At 40.7% G+C, this 19,540-nt stretch carries 25 protein-coding genes; all 25 read right to left on the bottom strand.

What is annotated here, in order from left to right; all coding sequences use genetic code 11:
* Nucleotides 1-4: 4 nt before the first annotated feature.
* The 25 genes from fliQ to xerC all read right to left on the bottom strand — a co-directional run bounded on the left by fliQ (nt 5) and on the right by xerC (nt 19,486).
* On the bottom strand, nt 5-274 hold the full coding sequence (fliQ, locus tag ACR42H_RS09755; RefSeq protein ID WP_009330744.1) for a flagellar biosynthesis protein FliQ: 270 nt from the start codon (nt 272-274) through the stop codon (nt 5-7).
* 17 nt (nt 275-291) lie between these two features.
* Complete coding sequence (fliP, locus tag ACR42H_RS09750) at nt 292-957, bottom strand: flagellar type III secretion system pore protein FliP (RefSeq protein ID WP_113881957.1); 666 nt, start codon at nt 955-957, stop codon at nt 292-294.
* Nucleotides 950-1,636 carry a flagellar biosynthetic protein FliO gene (locus ACR42H_RS09745; protein WP_436375796.1) on the bottom strand — a complete coding sequence of 229 codons (687 nt, stop codon included), beginning with the start codon at nt 1,634-1,636 and terminating at the stop codon, nt 950-952. The genes fliP and ACR42H_RS09745 overlap by 8 nt, the downstream gene beginning before the upstream one ends.
* Before the next feature lie 26 nt (nt 1,637-1,662).
* Nucleotides 1,663-2,025 (bottom strand): response regulator, encoded by a 363-nt coding sequence (locus ACR42H_RS09740; RefSeq protein ID WP_206836421.1) that lies wholly within the window; start codon nt 2,023-2,025, stop codon nt 1,663-1,665.
* 18 nt (nt 2,026-2,043) lie between these two features.
* A complete protein-coding gene (gene fliY / locus ACR42H_RS09735) occupies nt 2,044-3,342 on the bottom strand; it encodes a flagellar motor switch phosphatase FliY (protein ID WP_113881954.1) in 1,299 nt (432 codons plus the stop codon).
* Nucleotides 3,332-4,330, bottom strand: a complete 999-nt coding sequence (gene fliM, locus ACR42H_RS09730; RefSeq protein WP_113881953.1) for a flagellar motor switch protein FliM — start codon at nt 4,328-4,330, stop codon at nt 3,332-3,334. Before fliM ends, fliY begins: the two co-directional genes overlap by 11 nt.
* 40 nt (nt 4,331-4,370) lie before the next feature.
* Nucleotides 4,371-4,799, bottom strand: coding sequence for a flagellar basal body-associated protein FliL (fliL, locus tag ACR42H_RS09725; protein ID WP_436375792.1), 429 nt, complete (start codon nt 4,797-4,799; stop codon nt 4,371-4,373).
* A complete protein-coding gene (locus ACR42H_RS09720; protein ID WP_436375789.1) occupies nt 4,786-5,010 on the bottom strand; it encodes a flagellar FlbD family protein in 225 nt (74 codons plus the stop codon). Before ACR42H_RS09720 ends, fliL begins: the two co-directional genes overlap by 14 nt.
* A gap of 54 nt (nt 5,011-5,064) precedes the next feature.
* Nucleotides 5,065-5,871, bottom strand: coding sequence for a flagellar basal body rod protein FlgG (gene flgG / locus ACR42H_RS09715; RefSeq protein ID WP_436375786.1), 807 nt, complete (start codon nt 5,869-5,871; stop codon nt 5,065-5,067).
* 77 nt (nt 5,872-5,948) lie between these two features.
* On the bottom strand, nt 5,949-6,338 hold the full coding sequence (locus tag ACR42H_RS09710) for a TIGR02530 family flagellar biosynthesis protein (RefSeq protein ID WP_113881949.1): 390 nt from the start codon (nt 6,336-6,338) through the stop codon (nt 5,949-5,951).
* Between the two features lie 14 nt (nt 6,339-6,352).
* Nucleotides 6,353-6,805 carry a flagellar hook assembly protein FlgD gene (flgD, locus tag ACR42H_RS09705; protein ID WP_113881948.1) on the bottom strand — a complete coding sequence of 151 codons (453 nt, stop codon included), beginning with the start codon at nt 6,803-6,805 and terminating at the stop codon, nt 6,353-6,355.
* Nucleotides 6,806-6,817: 12 nt separating this feature from the next.
* Nucleotides 6,818-8,071: a flagellar hook-length control protein FliK gene (locus ACR42H_RS09700; protein ID WP_436375783.1), complete on the bottom strand. Its 1,254-nt coding sequence runs from the start codon at nt 8,069-8,071 to the stop codon at nt 6,818-6,820.
* A gap of 29 nt (nt 8,072-8,100) precedes the next feature.
* Nucleotides 8,101-8,712, bottom strand: coding sequence for a MotE family protein (locus ACR42H_RS09695; protein ID WP_113881946.1), 612 nt, complete (start codon nt 8,710-8,712; stop codon nt 8,101-8,103).
* An 8-nt stretch (nt 8,713-8,720) separates the two neighbouring features.
* Nucleotides 8,721-9,164: a flagellar export protein FliJ gene (fliJ, locus tag ACR42H_RS09690; RefSeq protein ID WP_113881945.1), complete on the bottom strand. Its 444-nt coding sequence runs from the start codon at nt 9,162-9,164 to the stop codon at nt 8,721-8,723.
* 3 nt (nt 9,165-9,167) lie between these two features.
* Nucleotides 9,168-10,484 carry a flagellar protein export ATPase FliI gene (fliI, locus tag ACR42H_RS09685; RefSeq protein WP_436375780.1) on the bottom strand — a complete coding sequence of 439 codons (1,317 nt, stop codon included), beginning with the start codon at nt 10,482-10,484 and terminating at the stop codon, nt 9,168-9,170.
* Nucleotides 10,481-11,266, bottom strand: a complete 786-nt coding sequence (gene fliH / locus ACR42H_RS09680; protein ID WP_436375778.1) for a flagellar assembly protein FliH — start codon at nt 11,264-11,266, stop codon at nt 10,481-10,483. The genes fliI and fliH overlap by 4 nt, the downstream gene beginning before the upstream one ends.
* A complete protein-coding gene (fliG, locus tag ACR42H_RS09675) occupies nt 11,250-12,266 on the bottom strand; it encodes a flagellar motor switch protein FliG (RefSeq protein WP_113881942.1) in 1,017 nt (338 codons plus the stop codon). Before fliG ends, fliH begins: the two co-directional genes overlap by 17 nt.
* Nucleotides 12,267-12,278: 12 nt before the next feature.
* Nucleotides 12,279-13,880, bottom strand: a complete 1,602-nt coding sequence (gene fliF / locus ACR42H_RS09670; protein WP_436375775.1) for a flagellar basal-body MS-ring/collar protein FliF — start codon at nt 13,878-13,880, stop codon at nt 12,279-12,281.
* Nucleotides 13,881-14,031: 151 nt separating this feature from the next.
* Nucleotides 14,032-14,337: a flagellar hook-basal body complex protein FliE gene (fliE, locus tag ACR42H_RS09665; RefSeq protein WP_113881940.1), complete on the bottom strand. Its 306-nt coding sequence runs from the start codon at nt 14,335-14,337 to the stop codon at nt 14,032-14,034.
* Between the two features lie 12 nt (nt 14,338-14,349).
* The gene (flgC, locus tag ACR42H_RS09660) at nt 14,350-14,802 is read right to left on the bottom strand and encodes a flagellar basal body rod protein FlgC (protein ID WP_436375773.1); all 453 of its coding nucleotides are present in this window, start codon (nt 14,800-14,802) and stop codon (nt 14,350-14,352) included.
* 2 nt (nt 14,803-14,804) lie between these two features.
* Nucleotides 14,805-15,200, bottom strand: a complete 396-nt coding sequence (flgB, locus tag ACR42H_RS09655) for a flagellar basal body rod protein FlgB (RefSeq protein ID WP_113881938.1) — start codon at nt 15,198-15,200, stop codon at nt 14,805-14,807.
* A 428-nt stretch (nt 15,201-15,628) separates the two neighbouring features.
* Entirely contained in the window at nt 15,629-16,408 is a 780-nt protein-coding gene (gene codY, locus ACR42H_RS09650) for a GTP-sensing pleiotropic transcriptional regulator CodY (RefSeq protein ID WP_113881937.1), read from the bottom strand.
* Between the two features lie 138 nt (nt 16,409-16,546).
* A complete protein-coding gene (gene hslU, locus ACR42H_RS09645; RefSeq protein ID WP_113881936.1) occupies nt 16,547-17,950 on the bottom strand; it encodes an HslU--HslV peptidase ATPase subunit in 1,404 nt (467 codons plus the stop codon).
* 18 nt (nt 17,951-17,968) lie between these two features.
* The gene (hslV, locus tag ACR42H_RS09640) at nt 17,969-18,511 is read right to left on the bottom strand and encodes an ATP-dependent protease subunit HslV (RefSeq protein ID WP_113881935.1); all 543 of its coding nucleotides are present in this window, start codon (nt 18,509-18,511) and stop codon (nt 17,969-17,971) included.
* A gap of 72 nt (nt 18,512-18,583) precedes the next feature.
* Nucleotides 18,584-19,486, bottom strand: a complete 903-nt coding sequence (xerC, locus tag ACR42H_RS09635; RefSeq protein ID WP_436375769.1) for a tyrosine recombinase XerC — start codon at nt 19,484-19,486, stop codon at nt 18,584-18,586.
* Nucleotides 19,487-19,540 lie beyond the last annotated feature (54 nt).

The raw sequence follows: 19,540 nt of genomic DNA, 5'->3' as shown, positions 1-19,540 counted from the left end.
AGCATCAGCCAACAAACCTGGTCAAATTAGAGAATATTTCATTGGCATAAGAGAGCATATGGCTAAGCATCCATGGCCCAAAGAATACAACACCTACAAGGACCGCCACGATCTTAGGAATAAATGCCAGCGTCTGTTCCTGAATTTGAGTTGTAGCCTGAAAGATGCTGACAACCAAGCCGACTACGAGTGCCAGAATAAGCAAGGGACCGCAAATCATAAGTACGGTGATAATCCCTCTTTCTGCAATGGATATAACTGTTTCTGGAGTCATTCTGAATGTTCACCTGCTTAAAAGCTTTGTAAAAGAGATTTAACTACTAAATACCAGCCGTCTACAAGTACAAATAATAATATTTTAAACGGCAAAGAAATCATAACCGGAGGAAGCATCATCATCCCCATGGACATTAATACACTGGCAACAACCATGTCGATAACGAGAAATGGAATAAAAATCATAAAACCAATTTGGAAAGCTGTTTTGATCTCACTTATGGCAAATGCCGGAACAAGACTCGTAAGCGGGATATCTTCAATCGAAGATGGAGCTTCCGCTCCGGAATATTCAAGAAATAAAGCCAAATCTTTCTGTCTTGTGTGGGCACTCATAAACTCTTTAAACGGGATCGAAGCTTTTTCATAAGCTTCTTCCAGATTTATTTCTTCATTAAATAAAGGTGTTAAAGCCTGTTCGTTCACTTCTTGCATCGTCGGTGCCATTATAAAAAATGTCAGGAACAAGGACAAGCCGATTAAAACCTGATTTGGCGGCATTTGCTGAGTAGCCAGCGCCGTTCTGACAAAGGAAAGAACAATGACAATCCTTGTGAAGCACGTCATTAAAATTAGAATACTGGGCGCGAGAGAGAGTACCGTCAGCAATAAAAAAAGCTTCACAGATGTAGATACATTTTCAGGAGAACTGCTATTAAAAAACTCCATGAATTCATTCATCTTTCTTCTGGCCCTTTCTTTCTAACTCATCAAACAGTTTCTTTCTGCCCTTTTTAATATCATCCAGCTGAATCCCGAGCAGCGAGCTGAAATTGGGGCTGCCTTGCTTGCTTCCTTCTGTTTGCTGTGTTCTTTTAATCACCTTTGTCACAATATCGCTTGGTCGGATAAGCTGTTCCAATTTGTCATTATGCTCATTGATGATTTGACTGTATTCTTCCGAATCGTCTATTTCTTTTAACAGCTGAATATTTTCTCCTACCCCTACTACAAAAATGCGATTTCCCACTTTTATCAGCTGAACTGACCTGTTCGCACCTAAAGCTGTGCCGCCGAGGTTTTCAACTAACTGCGACCTGTTATATACCTTACTTTTTTTGTTAATGAACTTTAGAAGAGCATACAAAAGTCCAATAGTGAAGCCTGTTGCTAAAATCATCTTTATAAAGTCCCAAAAATCAAGACCAATTTTTCCGCTTTTATCCTGCTGAGTCTGCTCTTCCTCTGTCTTTGAATCTTTTGATTCCTTTGTTTCCTGCTTCTCGCATTCCTTAGGATTTTCCATACATTCTTTAACACTATTATTTAATTGCTCTGCCTGGGCCAGCGGCTGCACGCCCAGCAGAACAATTGAAAACAACAGCAGCAAAGAAATCACTTTCTTTACATTCAACACCATTTTGCACCCTCTAAAAAGAATAATCACTAGCCCAATGTTTTGCCGATTGCCTCGAGCACTCTATCAGCCTGGAAAGGTTTTACGATAAAATCCTTGGCGCCAGCCTGAATAGCATCAATGACCATTGCCTGCTGGCCCATAGCAGAACACATAATGACTTTTGCACTCGGATTTAATTTTTTGATTTCTTTTAGAGCTGTAATTCCATCCATTTCCGGCATGGTAATATCCATTGTGACAAGATCAGGCTGAGTTTCCTTATATTTTTCAACAGCTTGTGCACCGTCAGCAGCTTCACCCACTACCTCATAGCCATTCTTGGATAAAATATCTTTTATCATCATTCGCATAAAAGCTGCATCATCAACTATTAAAATTTTATGTGCCATTTTAATAACCCCCGCTTATCATCTTAGTTTTTTTATTCGGTCGCTCTGGCTGATAATATCTGTAACCCTCACACCAAAGTTTTCATCAATGACAACCACTTCACCCTGGGCGATTAATCGGTTATTGACCAGAATGTCAACAGGTTCACCTGCCAGTTTATCCAGTTCAATAATCGATCCTGAAGACAGTTCAAGAATTTCCTTAACGGAACGTTTGGTCCTTCCGAGTTCGACCGTTACCTGAAGCGGTATATCCAAAAGCATATCTAAATTCTTTGTTTCATGCTCCTGCATGTGATATGGTTCAAAGCTCGAAAAGGCTGCCGGCTGTACATTCGGCTGCACTCCATTTGCATAAGAGCCTCCAAAATGCTGTGGACCGGATTGCTGAGCCTGGTTTTGAGCCGGTATATAGCTTTGAGGGTTTGATGCCTGATTCATAACCGGCTGTGAATATGCCGGCGGCTCTCCGGAATAACCTGTCTGAATGTAAGGCTGGTCTAATCCGCCTGTGTGTACTTCAGGTTTCTTATCAAACGAAAGCTGACTTTCCTGATATTCGGGCTGTCCTTGAACTGCTTGCTTCTCTTCAGAAACTGTGTTATCTGCCGGAAGACCCTGACCCGGATTCAATAATTCATTTACTAGGCTTTTGCCAAATTCCAGAGGAAGCAGCTGCATAATATTCGAGTCGATCAGACTTCCTATTTTTAATCGGAATGAAATCCTTATAAGCATGTCATCAGCAGGAACTCGATCAGCACCTTCCCCCTGCGGCAAATCAAGTATATCAATTGCCGGCGGTGAAATATCAACCTTTTTTCCAAAGATGGTTGACATCGAAGTTGCTGCAGAACCCATCATCTGGTTCATTGCCTCCTGAACCGCGCTTAACTGAATTTCACCCATTAGTTCAGCCGGGTTGGTTCCATCTCCCCCAAGCATCAAGTCAGCAATGATAGCTGCATCCGATTGCTGAATTACAAGCAAGTTGCTTCCGAAGAAACCTTCCGTATAATTCACCTGAATTGCTACATAAGGATGTGGGAATTCTTCAGCTAATTTCTGACGCAAAACAACTGAAACAGCTGGAGTTGTGATATCAACTTTCTGATTCAATAATGTAGACAATGCTGTTGCAGAGCTCCCAAATGAGATATTGCCGATTTCCCCTAACGCATCCTGCTCCATATGGGACAGATAATCTTCGGTTTGAAAAAATGCCTCATTATAACTTTCCGTTTCATCGCTGTCATCAGCTGCTCCCCTTAACAGAGCATCAATTTCATCTTGCGAAAGCATATCATCACTCATCATCCTCATCTCCCCCTTTCACAGTGTCTAAAATTTGCACGGCCATTTTTTTGTTCATTTTCCCAGGCTGTCCGATGAATTTAGGAATATTCCCGATTTTTATTGTTAGCGCCTGGTCAATTCCCTGATTTAACTCAATGACATCACCAATATCAAGAGATAAGAAATCCTGAATGGCTATGTCAGAACTGCCGAGTTCACATATGACTGGAACTTCCGCCTTTTGTATATTTCGTTCTAGCCGGGCAATGACCTCCGGCTCCCTTTCCTTTTTATCCGTCTGCATCCAATAATGTACAGACAGCTTGGGAATAATCGGCTCGAGAACGACGTGAGGTATACATATATTAATCATCCCGCTCGTTTCCCCAATAGTCGTGTTTAATGAAATAACGACGACTGTTTCATTAGGCGAGACCATTTGCAGAAATTGCGGATTCACCTCAAAATCAGCCAAAAGCGGATCAATATCCGCGATTGTACTCCAGGCTTCCCTTAGGTTTTCAAATGCCCTTTCAAATGTAGCAGACATGATTTTTGTTTCAATTTCTGTTAAATTGTCAACTTTATTTATGCTGGTCCCCCTGCCGCCCATCAGCCTGTCCATCATGGCATAGGCGACATTTGGATTCACTTCCATAAGAATTCTTCCATCAAGAGGCGGCACTTCAATTACATTTAGTATTGTCATTTTCGGTATGGACCGGATAAATTCCTCATATGGTATCTGATCCGCAGAAGCAACCGATATCTGCACATAGGTCCTCAGCTGGGCAGAAAAAAAGGTGGTTAAGAGCCTGGCAAAATTCTCATGTATTCTTGTTAAACTGCGAATTTGATCTTTAGAAAATCTTAATGCTCTCTTAAAATCATAAACTTTTACTTTTTTCTCCGTTTGTTCTTTTTTCAGTTCATCTGCATCCATTTCTCCGGTAGAGAGAGCCGAGAGCAGCGCATCAATCTCGCTTTGCGATAAAACCTCACCTGACATGAATCCTCACCTCCATCTATTGCAGTTAGTTATTTGGTTATCACTGGAGGAGAGATTCAGTAATGTACACCTGAACGATCTTTCCTTCTTGCATTAAACCGTTAATCTTGGTTTTCAAATCTTCCTGCAGCTTGATTTGGCCTTCTTTCCCCTGTATATCCTCTGCTTTCATTTCAGACAATTCCTGAATGATGAGGTTTTTCACCTGAAAATCTCTTTTCTGCAATTCCTCTTTAGCTTTTTTGTTTTCAGTCTGGATTTTAAAAGAAATCCTGATATAATCATCACTCGCTAAATTAGCTGTAATTTGCGGGATATCAACAGAGGCTTCCAGTACATCATCAATGGTGGGCTCTTTTGTTTCACCATCACCCGAAAATTTCATCACAATCACCAGGGCAATAGCTCCTACAAGTGTGATCGCTACAAGCATCATCAACATTATCATTAACAGCTTATTGTTCTTCATTTTTATTTCCCTCCGCCAGCTGCTGCCCCAGAAGATTAACAGATTGATAGAATCCTAAAATCGATTGCATGACTACATCTTCAGATTCCTTTACAACATACTTCTTTCCATTAGTGAGCGTTATCGTCGTATCTGGAAAAGATTCCACTGTTTCTATGTACAAAGCATTTAATACAAAAGTTTTGCCGTTCAGGCGAGATACTTTAATCAATGTTTTTTCTCAGGGCTAAAGGTTCTTTGCCCTCAGCCCTGACCCTCCTTTAGATTATCGTTTTAAATTAACAAGCTCCTGCAGAATTTCATCTGATGTTGTAATGATACGGGTATTTGCCTGAAAACCGCGCTGAGCTGTAATCATTTCAGTGAATTCTTCTGAAAGGTCTACGTTGGACATTTCCAGGGTTCCGGAAACGAGAACTCCTGCACCATTTTCTCCTGGGGTTAATGTGACTGCATCACCTGAGTTTACAGTGTCCTTATATAGATTGTCTCCAATTTTTTCAAGACCGCCATTATTATTAAAGCGTGCTATTCCAATTGGTCCGGCAGCCTGCAATGCATCGTTCCCGTCTATTAAGAAGTTTATAGTTCCGTCATTCGATATACTTAAGCTTTTAATTACGGTAGCATCCCCCCCATTTAATTGGATAGCTGCCCCATCAGCTCCTTTTACTTTATCTCCTGATGCCGTAACAAGGTTTGCATCATCATCAAGATATAAATTTCCAGCGCGGGTATAATAGGTGTTATTCCCTCGCTGAACCATCAAGTAGCCATCACCTTGAATCCCTATATCCAATACACGGCCAGTGGTTTGCAGACTCCCCTGTGTATCAATTGTATCTATAGATGATAATTGTGAACCAAGACCTACCTGCTTAGGATTAATACCTCCCGAATTTGCTCCGCTTCCTGTTGCACCTGAAATAGTCTGACTCACCATATCTTTAAAATTCACGCGACCTTTTTTATATCCAAATGTATTAACATTCGCAATATTATTCCCAATAACATCCAGCTTCGTCTGAAAGTTTTTCATCCCGCTTATACCTGAATACATTGAACGTAGCATTAATTTTTGCTCCTCTCTTTAATGCTGCTTCTGTCAGTCGGCAGCATAGGCTTCCTTAAAAGGTCCAGCCATTATTTTTATTGATCCAGAATTATAGTTCCATCAATATTAGTGAATATTTGTGTTCGAGCTTCCTTACGATCCATCGCAGTGATTACTGTATTATTCTTAGCACTGACTACAAGTGCTGCGTTGTCGAGCAATACCAAGGATTCTTTAACACCCATATCCCTGGCTTCCTGTACCTTATCTTCAATTTGCTTCCACCGCTCTGCACTTATATGTATACCTCTTTGTTCAAGTCTCTGCTTTGCATGTTTGCTGACAATTAAATTGCCTTCAGTCTGCAGGGCTGTTTGGAGGTGGGCAGAGAATTTATTTTGTGATTGCTTAGAAGTTTGAACAGCATTCCCCTTTGGTGTAATTACCGGCTGGGTGTGGATCGGACGATAAATAAGTTTATCCACCCACTCACTTCCTTTTACTCATTTAGTTGAGAAATATTTGCAGGTTCAAGCTTCGTTCCATCATCCAAAATAAATACAGCTGTATTATTCTTATACTGGATAGAAACTACTTTTCCAGTTCCTTCTTCAATAATTGGTTCCTGGTTTGGTTCACTTGATTCTGTCAATTTATGCCAGGTGACATTTTTGCCTAAAAAGTTATTGTAAGTCATTAGCTGGTTCTGCTCCTGAAAAGCCACTAACTTCTCCATCGTCTTATTCATATTAGTCATCTGCTCCAATGACGAAAAGGTTGCCATCTGTGCAATAAAGTCCTTGTCCTGCATAGGGTTCATTGGATCCTGGTTTTGCAGCTGTGTCATTAGAATTTTTAGAAAGTCATCTTTGCCTAATATATCTGAGCCGGTCTTTCGGGTTTGGCTTTGGTAGTTTGATAGCATTAGGGAAGAATCTATTGTGTTTGCCAATTACTATCACTCCTATGCTTCGGTATTAAGAAGGGCTTCTTCAAACGAGCTGTTAAATTCGCTCTCAGGCTGCATATTATTTTCATCCTTATTTTGCTGCTGCCTCTGTTCCTGCTGCTGGGGATCCCTGTTAAAGGAGCGGTCCTGCTGCGTCATTTGCTGAGAGATTTCAATTCTCTCAATCTGAATGTTTTGTGAACTGAAGGCCTGCTTTAGACCATTAATATGTGAATCAAGAATTTCTTTGGCTGAGCCAGTTGATGTAAGTATCCTGGCAATCATCGCAGAGTCCTTTTGAATAAGCTCTATGCGCAGCGCTCCAAGATGGTCAGGATTCAGCTTGATAAATAACTTTTGTGTTCCTCCCGTTTTGAGAAAGCTGCTCTTGGATAATATGTTTTCAAATTGCTGCATAAGCTGATCTGGACTTACTGTCCTTCCCTGCGGATTCAGCAGAGCCATCTGTTCCGGTTTTGAAAATGATTGAACCTGAACAAAACCCTGCAAAGCAGTTTCCGGTCTATTTATGATTTTAAAGGCTGCCTGACCCAAATTTTCATTAGCAGAGTTATTTTGTTGTTTTGCAGTGTTTAATTCGTTAGCAAGCGGGGTAAAAACTTTTTGTATAATACTGCCTTTATCAACAGAAGTACTGTTTATTAGCCCCTCAACTTTTATTTGGACATGATTTAGAAATTCCTTCACATTCATTTTGCTGCTGAGAAAATCCTTTTTTGCAGACAGAATGTCATACAATTTCAAAGCTTTTAATGCTCCGCTAAAATCTTTTCCCTGCAGGATCATGCCTTCTTTTACATCAAAATTTGAGATTGCTGAAATTAATAATTGGATTTTGTTGCCATCATCTAAATCTTCCATAGAATATACATCTTCAAGCTTTACACCTGGCAAAACCTGGTCCATAAAACCCTCTAGCATCTGCACTAATTCTTCCTGTGTAAGATTCAGCTGCTCCGAAATGACCTCTATGATGTCAGTGTCTGTTTGAAAGGAAATCTTCTCCAGAAGCTCGCTTCCGTTTTCTAATTCGGTGATCTCACCCACTTTAAGAAACTCCATTAATTCTTTTAACTGTTCGACCTTCTCCGCATCAGCTGCTGCAGGCAAGCTTTCTGCTTGCGGTTTGGCAGTTCCGGTTAAAGCAAAGAAAAGACTCCCAAAACCAGTGCTGCTTGTATCTTGCAGAGATATTTTATCTTCGGATGAATATTGTGCCTGAATAAGTCCTAATCTTCCGATCTGCACTTAAATTCACCTCCTCTCAAGACTTTTTGTTAATTATTCGATCCGCTTTTTTCTTTGGCAGCGGTCAGGAGTGCTGTATACCGTGCGGCATCCTCCGGGTTCATCTTCTCCATAATGGCAGCCAGCGTGTCAGAATTAACATTTGATAATATTTTTACAGCTTCCTCATCCTTCATCTCAGTTAAAATGGGTGCTGCTTTTTTAGCGGTAATATTTTCATAGGTTTTTACGATATCTTTAAATGCTCGCTTGTTTTCTTCCTTTATAGCCGTAAGCTCGTTGATTTCTTCTTCGAGCCTCTGTTTTTCGAGCGCTGCTCTTTCTAATTCCAGGTCTTTGCTGTCAAGCTGGCTTTCCATCTGAGATATCCTTGCTTCACGATCTTTAACTTCTGCCTGCAGTCCGATGAGCTCCTCCTCCATCACTTCCTGTGAACGGAATTTCTTGTCATCCAAAACGGAAGCTAAAAAGGGCACCTTTTGGCTATATTCTCTGGCTGTTTCAAAAATGTTGTTTCCTGATAATGTGAAAACCAGCAGGGCTACAGTTATTCCGAAAAGGATCGGAATCAAGAAAGCGAATATAAACCATTGAAACCTGCTTGTTTTGGGTGTCTCTTGTTCTTCTGGCATTCTTTCCATTTAACCACCTAATTTCCCCGATTCATATACAGCTGAATCGAGATATCATCCATTTGCCTTCCTTCTGCTTGCTTTATGCTTTCCAAAAAGCCAGTTAAATCTTTTTCCTGCATTTTTTCATATTTCTTTACTTCAATATTCTTTTCCATTAGTTTTTCCTGCTGAAAATTCATTTGGGTTCGCGCATTGGCGACCATTTTTTGATAATGGTCAATTGTTTTCTCAAGGCTGCTCACAAAATGCTGGTGATGCCTGATTTCCTGAACCGGAAGGCCTTCAGCCAGTCTTGATTGCTGATATTCCTCCAGATCTTCTTTCTTTTTCAGAAGATCGTATAGTTTCTTGGCAGTTTCTTCAAATCGTATGACAGCCTGATTGTATACATCAAACGCCTGATCTTTTTCTCTTTCTTTTATCTTCAAGATTTTATTGAACTTAAATTGATACTGCAATTTTTATTCCCCTTTTCCAGCTAATCCTTTTAATTGGCCAATGCTTTCCAAGATAGAAATTTTTTCATTCGTTTCTTGTTTCAAAAAAGAGATAATCGAAGGATATAATCGAATGGCTTCGTCTATTTCCATCGATGACCCGCGCTTGTATGCTCCAATATTAATTAAATCCTCTGCATTTATATACGTGCTAAGCATTTCCCTTATTTTTTCTGCTGATTTTAAATGGGAGGCATCTGCAATATGGTTCATAACCCGGCTGACACTTTTCAGGACATTAATAGCCGGATATTGCCCTTTGTTCGCTAAAGCCCGATCCAGAACAAAGTGTCCATCCAGTATTCCCCTGACTGTATCAGCGATTGGTTCATTCATGTCGTCTCCGTCGACCAATACGGTATAAAATGCAGTTATAGAGCCATATTCGTTTGTTCCTGTTCTTTCAAGCAGCTTAGGAAGAACAGCGAAAACAGAAGGTGTATAACCTTTTGTTGTAGGCGGTTCACCGACTGCGAGGCCGACTTCCCGCTGCGCCATAGCCACCCGGGTTACTGAATCCATCATTAACATGACATTTAAGCCTTTGTCCCTGAAATACTCAGCAATTGCTGTGGCCGTGTATGCCCCTTTAATTCTCATGAGTGCCGGCTGGTCTGACGTAGCTACCACCACGATGGACCTTTTCAACCCTTCCGGGCCAAGATCCCTCTCAATAAACTCCCTAACCTCTCTTCCCCTCTCGCCAATAAGTGCGATCACATTTAAATCCGCATTGGTATTGCGTGCTATCATTCCAAGAAGTGTACTTTTTCCGACACCGCTTCCTGCAAAAATCCCGACCCGCTGCCCGTTTCCTACAGTCAGCAGGCTGTCGATCATTCGTACTCCTACTTCAATAGGCTCAGAGATTGGCGGTCTTTTCAGCGGATTAGGAGGCGTTTGTTCGGTTAGGACTGGTGTTAAACCCTTTGGCAAATTCCCCCCATCGAGAGGCTGTCCCAGTGAGTCTATTGCCTGTCCTATAAGAGCAGGACCAATTTTCACCTCAAGAGGCTTCGAGGTCGTCTCGACAAGGCTGCCTGGCGAAATATCCTGTACAGCAGTATAAGGCATAAGAATCACATTCTCATTTTTAAAACCGACGACTTCCGCCTTGATCCTTCTTGTCCGTCCTTTGCCTATATGAATAATGCATACATCCCCAATTGAACTTTCCGGACCTTGAGACTCAATCATCAAACCGACTACTCTTTTTACTCTGCCAAAACGTTTAAAGCTATCAATTTTATCCACCTCATCGATCAGCTGTTTAAGGTTCAATTGGGTTCACTCTCCAGCATCTCAAAGAGTTTTCTTTTTATTTCTTCAAGCTGGCTGTCAACACTTGCTTCAATACGCCCATTTGCAGATTCAATTATGCAGCTTGTATTGCTTAGTTCCTCATCTGGATAAATATATAAATCTGTCTCTTTTGGAAATACCCGGATTAGTTCATCCTTATGGGAAAGGATCAAATCATAATGCATAGGATGTACATGGAGCTGAATCTCAGTGTATTCCCTCGCTTCCTTTATTGCTCTTTTTACAATAGAAAGGAATTGATCACCATTTTTATCAAGAACTTCTCCAAGAATTCTTTCTGCAACCTTTAACCCCAGATTTAAAATAGTCTGTTCTGATGATTCGATATGCTGCTGATAATCATGTTTGGCTGAGTTTACAACTTCTCTTGCCATATGAATCAGTTCACTGTATTCCCGGAGACCGTTTTTTCTGCCATCATCAGCTCCAGCAGCAAATCCCTCAGAGCGGGCTTCCTCAAGAACTCTTTGTTTTTCCTTGTCTAGCGCTTTGAGCTGCTCCTCAATTTGCCGTGTCATATTTTCTGAATCTATTCTAGCAGTATTGACAATCCGTTCAGCTTCCTCACGGGCACTTTTTAGCATGGCTTGAAGTTCTTCATCTGTTCTAGCCAAGTTTTGCTCAATTGCATCTTCAATGGGGGTTAAATTGCTTTGCAGCTGTCTGATAGAAATGACTTTCTTTTCTTCTTTCGGCACAGCTGAAGAAGATGATTTAATAAGCCTAGACAATAATATCATCCCCTCCGCCGCGAGCGACGATGATCTCTCCTGATTCTTCTAGTCTTCGGATAATGCCGACTATTCTTGATTGGGCTTCCTCAACGTCTCTTAATCTTACAGGACCCATATATTCCATCTCATCCTTAAAGGTTTCAACCATTCTGGATGACATATTTTTAAAGACGATTTCCTTAACTTCATCACTGGACACTTTTAATGAAAGCATGAGGTCCTCACTTTCACAGTCACGGATAACACGCTGTATGGCGCGGCTGTCAAGGGTAACGATGTCCTCAAATACAAACATTCTCTTCTTAATTTCCTCAGCAAGCTCAGGATCCTGAATTTCCAATGCATCCAGAATAGTCCTTTCTGTCGCCCTGTCAACCCCATTAAGAACATCGACAACCGATTCAATTCCGCCAGTCTGAGTATAATCCTGTGTTACAGTAGAAGACAGCTTTCTCTCGAGAATCTGTTCAACTTCATTGATAATTTCGGGAGATGTGCTATCCATGACGGCAATCCTTTTTGCAATATCCGCCTGCATTTCCTGCGGCAGCTCTGACAGGATCTGCCCTGCCTGCGCTGGATCAAGATAGGACAATATCAATGAGATTGTTTGCGGATGTTCATTTTGAATGAAATTCAGAATTTGTGCAGGATCTGCCTTTCTGGCAAAATCGAATGGCCTTACCTGCAGAGAAGACGTCAGTCTATTAATAATAGCTGAAGCCTGCTCGGTGCCAAGTGCTTTCTCGAGAACTGTTTTTGCGTAACCAATCCCGCCCTGAGTGATATAGTCCTGCGCCAGGGCAATTTGATGGAATTCTTCTAGTATTTCTTCTTTAGCAAACGAATCAACTTTTCTGACCCCGGAGATTTCCAGGGTCAGCTTCTCAATTTCTTCCTCGCTTAAATGTTTATAAACAGAGGATGCAACATCAGGACCAAGTGAAATAAGAAGAATTGCCGCTTTTTGTTTACCTGTTAGTTCTGTTTGCTCTTTTTTTGGCATTTTTCATCCTCCTTAGTCTTCTGCGATCCAAGAGCGAAGCAGTTTTGCAAAGTCTTCAGGCTTTTCCTTCGCCATTTTTTCCAGCTGCTTGCGTCTCAATGTACTTTCTGTTTCATGCTCTTCATTTACATCGGGAAGATTGAATGTCTCTGCAGTTGGTCCTTCTATCTCTTCTTCTTGCTTCTGCCTCTTTCTCGCTTTAACAAAAAGGAATATTAATAGAGCAATGACTAATAGCAGTACTCCTCCAATTGCATAAATCCACCACGGAATGCTGGTGCTGGTCTCATTTGAAAACTCAACTTTACCATTGAAAGGCTGTACGGAGACGACAATTTTTTCCTGAATTGCCTCATCTGTTAATTCTGCATCAGCTGCAGCATCCTTATTAATGGTTGTGCGAACAACAGTCCCAAGTATCTGGGTAATATCATTAATTCTTTCCTGAGGAAGTGATGCAGGATCATCTGCCGTCGGCGGCTCCACCATTACCTGAATGCCCAGGTCTCTGACTTTATAAGGGCTTTCGACAATCTCCCTGCGGATTTTATTTACTTCATTATTAATAGTCTCTTCTATCCGCTCATAATCCCCGTTTGAATCACCGGTCGCTACATATGAATCTGTCCCAGCTGGTTCATCGTTTCCTCCCAGCGCAGGAGTTCCTCCTGCTCCTTCGCCATTGCCGGTAAAAGTCTCCGTAATTTTTTGAGCACTGATAGCTATACCTTCCATATTTTCTTCATCAACAGGCGTAACCAGGTTTTCTTCCCTGTTTTCCTGGGTAAAGTCAATATCGGCGGTTACAGATACAACAACCTTATCCTGCCCCATTAAAGTGCCCAGCATATTCTGCACCTGGCGCTGTACATCGCGTTCTATTTCTTTTTTAATTTCATGCTGTGCCGCAAAAGTGCTTTCTGGTGAAGAGTTTTGTTTATTTTTTAAGTCAAAATACTCAAAAAACTGATTGGTAATGACGATATTATCAGTGGGAAGATTTGGTATGCTTTTCGCAGCCAGGTGATATAGAGCCTGGATTTGCGATTCTTCAAATTGATAGCCTGGTTTCGTGTTAAGAACAATAGAGGCGGATGCTTCCTCCGGTGAATTATTTACAAAGATTCCTTTCTCCGGAAGGTTAATCATTACCTTGGCATCATTTACTCCATCGATCCCTTTCATCAAATTCGCAAGCTCAGTCTGCATTGCTTCCAGCTTTAGGACATTAAATTCGTTTTCAGTCATGCCGATGCCGGCATTCTGGCTGAAAAAAGAATAATCAATGCTTCCGGATTTCGGTATTCCTTCTGCTGCCAGTTCTACTTTCAGAGTATCCACTACCTCTTCAGGAACTTTAATCGTTGTACCGCCATCTGCGATTTCAGATACAACGCCCCTGGTATCGAGACTTTCTTTGATCGTCCCAGTCTCCGAAGGTGTTAAATTGCTATAAAGAGGAACTAGAGTAGTCCTCGTACTTAGGATCGCGGCAGCCGCAATCAGCAATATACATATCGCAGCAGCACCAATCATAACCGTCTTTTGTTTTTTCGTCCTGCTGCTCCAGTATTCTTTCACTTTGCTTATATATCTCTGTAGCGTCTCATTCATTACAATCCTCCGGTTATTCTGTCTAAGCTAATAACCGCCATAACTAGTTTTTAGCTTTAATCATTTTCATTCATGAAAAAATTGAAAAAATCTCACCATTTAGTGGATCCTTTCAATTTTTTATTTTTATTCAAAGGGAACAGCTGTAAAATTAAACTTGCATTCTCATCGCTTCCTGATAAGCTTCAATTACTTTATTTCTGATTTCCAGTGCAGCCTGCATTGTAATGCTCGCTTTCTGTGATGTAATCATCACCTGGTGAAGATCAACATTTTCTCCCTTTGCAAGTTTTTCAGTCATAACATCTGACTGAATCTGGGCATTATTTATTTTTTCAATTGATTGCTTTAAAACGGACGAAAAACTTTGCTGAGCATCGAATGATGTATATGTATGAGTCTTTTGATTTTCAGCAGGCTTTAAAGTATTCACTGGCATAAAAGTTACATTATTCATTTAACGTTCTCCTTATTTGCCGATTTCCAAAGCTTTCATCATCATGCCTTTAGATGCATTAAAAACAGTTACATTGGCTTCATAAGATCTTGTCGCACTAATCAGATCCGTCATTTCTCTTAGAGGGTCCACATTCGGCATTTCAACATATCCATCCTCATTAGCATCGACATGGGTGGGATCATAAACCATTTTAGCTGGCGTCTCCCGATCTTCTACAATTCTTGAAACCTTTACACCGTTTCCTGCAGAGCTTCCGCCTGTTCGGCTCATTGCCATATTTAAAAAAGATGAAAATTGTCCTTCTTTCGGTTCCAATACTACTGATTTCCTTCTGTAGGGGCCCTCTCCATTCACACTTCTGGTAGAGTCCGCATTGGCCATATTAGAAGAAATTACATCCATGCGGAGCCTTTGGGCAGTAAGAGCCGATGCTGTGTTATTCATACTATGAAACATAGACATTACTATTTTCCTCCCCGCAATACATTCTGCAGGCTAGAAAACTTCCCGCTTACTCGTTCAATCACTGCATTATAGTAAATCTGATTTGTAGCCAGTTCCGCCATTTCCTTATCTACATCTACACTGTTGCCATTATGATTGTAAGAAGCATTGCGTTTTGTCACTGCACCTTGCGCCGAAGATGATCCATTCTTAAAGTCGTAATGCCTGAAGTCACTTTTGTTTGCTTCCATTGATCCTTTTAGAGCGCTCTGAAAAGCCTCTTTAAAGCTTGCATCTTTTGCTTTATAGTTTGGAGTGTCCGCATTTGCAATATTTTGAGATATTACCTTTTGCTTAAGCGAAGAGTAATCCAATGCTTTTTCTAAAGTTGATATAGTGCCTGAAAACAGTTTCAATCACAACACCTCATATAAACACAATTTTTATCATGGTAATTATTGTAGAAATTTGGTGATAATGGACAAATTATGTCATCATAAACATTATTGTAATGAATATGAAATAATATGTCTATGAACATAAGGTTAATTTTAATGATTCTTTTGTCCTATTTTCGACAAATCTTTTAAATATGCTGAAAGTTACATTGATTTATTTCTAATAATTACCAATCGCACATACTTCTTTCTCCCATCTAAAATTCATCCACACCCCGCTCGTGATTCTTTTGAACTATCTAATCTAAACAAGGCAAATGCTTATAATGTAAAATAAGCCAAAAATCCTTATAAAAAATGATAAAATTACATAAATTTACCAACGATTTTGTAATCTATTTGTAATAAAAAACCCGTCATTTATAGACGGGTTTTAAAGGACTATATTAGTTAGATTTAAGTTTTTCTAATTCAACCAGAAACTTATCGTTTAGAACTTTGATATAAGTACCTTTCATACCTAACGATCGGGACTCAATAACCCCTGCACTTTCCAGTTTTCTTAGGGCATTTACGATTACAGAGCGCGTAATGCCTACACGATCAGCAATTTTTGATGCTACAAGAAGCCCTTCGTTGCCGTTAAGCTCTTCAAAGATATGCTCGATCGCTTCCAGCTCACTGTATGAAAGAGAACTGATTGCCATTTGTACAACAGCCTTGCTGCGTGCTTCTTCTTCAATTTCTTCAGCTTTTTCACGAAGGATTTCCATACCAACTACAGTAGCACCATATTCAGCAAGAATTAAATCATCATCATGGAACTGCTCCTGTAATCTGGCAAGAATTAAAGTACCCAGACGCTCTCCGCCGCCGATTATTGGAACAATTGTAGTCAAACCATTTGCGAAAAGATCTTTGTTTTCAACTGGGAATGCAGTATATTCACTTTCTACATCCAGATTTGATGAAGTTTCCTGGATGTTAAATAAATTTTTAGTATATTCTTCAGGGAATTGACGATCTGCAAGCATTTGCTTCATGCGCTCATTTTCAATTTGCTGGTTTACAGCAAATCCAAGCAGTTTGCCTCTGCGGCTCACCACGAAGATATTTGCTTCGATTACATCGCTTAGTGTTTCTGACATTTCCTTGAAGTTAACCGGTTTTCCGGCCGCTCTTTGGAGCATTGCATTAATTTTTCTTGTTTTTGTTAATAAATCCATTGTATTTCCTCCTATTTGCTATAACCCATAAACATATATTTTGTTAAGATTAAATAACTTATTACTTCTTTAAACATTCGTATAAAATTTAAGATTCATTCCTCGTGTACCCTATGACATGGATCTCTAAACAATGGGTCATAGAATAAACTGGCTTAAATCCTTATTGCGGGAAATGGCTCCCAGTTTCTCCTCGACATACTGAGGGGTAATTGTGATTTTTTCCATTGTGATATCCGGTGCTTCAAATGATAGATCCTCCAACAATTTTTCCATGATGGTATGAAGACGTCTAGCACCGATATTATCTGTATTTTGGTTTACTTCGAAAGCAAATTGAGCAATCCTACGAATAGCATCGTCAGAAAATTCAATTTGTATACCTTCAGTTACCAATAATGCTTCGTATTGTTTTATTAATGCATTATCGGGCTCAACGAGTATTTTGTAGAAATCCTCAACGGTTAGTTTCGTGAGCTCCACACGGATCGGAAAACGTCCCTGTAATTCAGGAATCAGGTCGGAAGGCTTCGCCATGTGGAATGCCCCGGCAGCAATAAACAATACATGGTCTGTCTTTACAGAACCGTATTTGGTTACTACTGTTGAACCTTCTACCACCGGCAAGATGTCTCTTTGAACCCCTTCTCTTGAAACATCAGCTGAAGAACCGCCGCTGTTTTTGCTGGCTATTTTATCGATTTCATCAATGAAAATAATTCCTGACTGTTCAGCGCGGAATACAGCCTCCTGACCGACTTCGTCCATATCAATCAGCTTTTGGGCTTCTTCATTTGTTAATATCTTTCTTGCTTCCCGTACAGTCAGTTTCCTTTTTTTCCTTTTCTTCGGCATAAGGCTGCTGAGGGCATCCTGCATATTCATGCCCATCTGCTCCATACCTGAGCCCTGCAGCATGTCAAACATGGAAGGCTGCTGCTCCTCTACTTCAACGGTAATAACTTCATTTTCCAATTCGCCAAGTGCAAGCTTTTCTTTTACAATCTTGCGCTTTTCCTGGAGGTTAAAATCTTCTGTCTGATGCGTATCCTGCTGCTGATCATTACCCCCGCCAAATAGCATTTCGAGAGGATTTTTATAATTAGCTGCCTTTTTGGCACCCGGTACAAGCAATTCAAGGATGCGGAGGTTGGCACTTTCTTCTGCTCTTTCCTTTACACTGGCCATCTTCTCTTCTTTAACCAAACGGACGGATGTTTCCACAAGATCCCTGACCATGGATTCAACATCCCTGCCAACATATCCGACCTCGGTAAATTTGGTTGCCTCCACTTTAACAAATGGGGCACCGACCAATTTAGCCATTCTGCGTGCAATTTCAGTCTTTCCTACTCCAGTCGGGCCAATCATCAGTATATTTTTAGGATTTACTTCATCCCGCAATTTTTCTTCAAGCAAGCTGCGGCGATAGCGATTTCTAAGTGCAACAGCGACTGCTTTTTTTGCATCCTTTTGACCGATGATAAATTGATCCAAACGCTCAACAATTTGGCGGGGAGTTAAATTTGTTCCTTTACCCATGCAACAGCACTCCTTTTATTAGAGTTCTTCCACAATGATGTTGTGGTTTGTATATACACATATTTCCGCAGCCATTTCAAGCGAGGCCTTCGCAATTTCTCTTGCTGACAGGTGTTCGCCTGCAAATCTCTTTAAAGACCTTCCAGCTGCAAGAGCATAGTTGCCTCCTGATCCAATAGCCAGAATTCCATCATCCGGCTCAATAACTTCACCTGTACCGGAGATAAGCAGCAGACTATCCGTATTCATAACAATAAGCATTGCTTCGAGCTTGCGTAAAACCTTATCGCTTCTCCACTCTTTTGCAAGCTCCACAGCTGCTCTTTCAAGGTTTCCATTATACTCTTCAAGTTTTGCTTCAAACATTTCGAATAACGTAAATGCATCTGCTACTGAGCCTGCAAATCCAGCCAGCACCTTACCATTAAATAGCTTTCTGACTTTTCTTGCAGTGTGTTTCATCACAACTGCATTTCCAAAGGTAACCTGGCCGTCGCCGGACATTGCACATTCACCATTATGATGAACAGCAAATATTGTTGTAGCATGAAATTCGGACATGAAAGACTCCTCCTTTGGAGCATATTGCCTTTGATTTTTTTCTGCAGACTATTAGGTAATGAATGTCTTTTGCTATGCCCGCGGATGATGGGCCATATAAGTTTTTTTCAAGTATTCATTCGTAACATGTGTATATACCTGGGTTGATGATAGAAATGCGTGTCCAAGTAATTCCTGAACTGTTCTCATATCAGCTCCATTTGCCATTAGATGCGTCGCAAATGTGTGGCGAAGCATATGGGGATGGATTTTGCCTGTTAAGGATGATTTCTCGATAATCTTATCCAGGATAGTCCTGATTCCCCTTGCTGTAAGCGGGCCGCCACGGGCATTCAGAAACAAATTTTCCTGCACGATCCCATTGGCAAGCAATTCTTTACGTCCATGGTTTATGTATGTGTCAAGTGCATCCTGGGCAAAGCTTCCAAAAGGGACATACCGCTCTTTACTGCCCTTGCCGCGGACCAGAACCGTTGAAAGATACATATCCAGGTCTTTTATGCGGATTTGGCTGCACTCGCTGACCCGGATGCCGGTTGCATACAATAGTTCAAGAAGTGCTTTATTTCTTTGCCCTAGAGGAGTACTGGCTTCACAAGCATTGAAAAGCTGCATCATTTCCTCCTCATAGAAAAATTCCGGCAGCTTTTTCTGCGCTTTCGGAATGGAAACAAGTGCAAAAGGATTTTCAGCGACTTCTTCTTCTCTGAGCAAAAATTTAAAAAAGCTCCTTAAGCTTGATATTTTCCTGGCAACTGACTTACGGGACATCTTTTTATCGTAAAGATCGGTTAGATAAATCCTGACATCCTGATATTCGACTTTTGTTAAATCCGCAATTGCTTGTTCAGACATGAACATAAAAAATTCACCAATATCATGCTGGTAATGCTCAATAGTATATTGTGAATAATTTTTCTCAATTTGTAAATATTCAATAAACAACTTTAAAGAAACGTTCACATTTTCAGACATTAAATGTTCACCTCGCAAGGGCTACTAAATAGTATCACAACTCAGCAGCCCAAC

Source organism: Cytobacillus sp. BC1816 (genome assembly GCF_051353635.1).
Classification (GTDB): Bacteria; Bacillota; Bacilli; order Bacillales; family Cytobacillaceae; genus Cytobacillus; species Cytobacillus oceanisediminis_C.
This window is presented reverse-complemented; position numbering and strand designations above follow the sequence as displayed.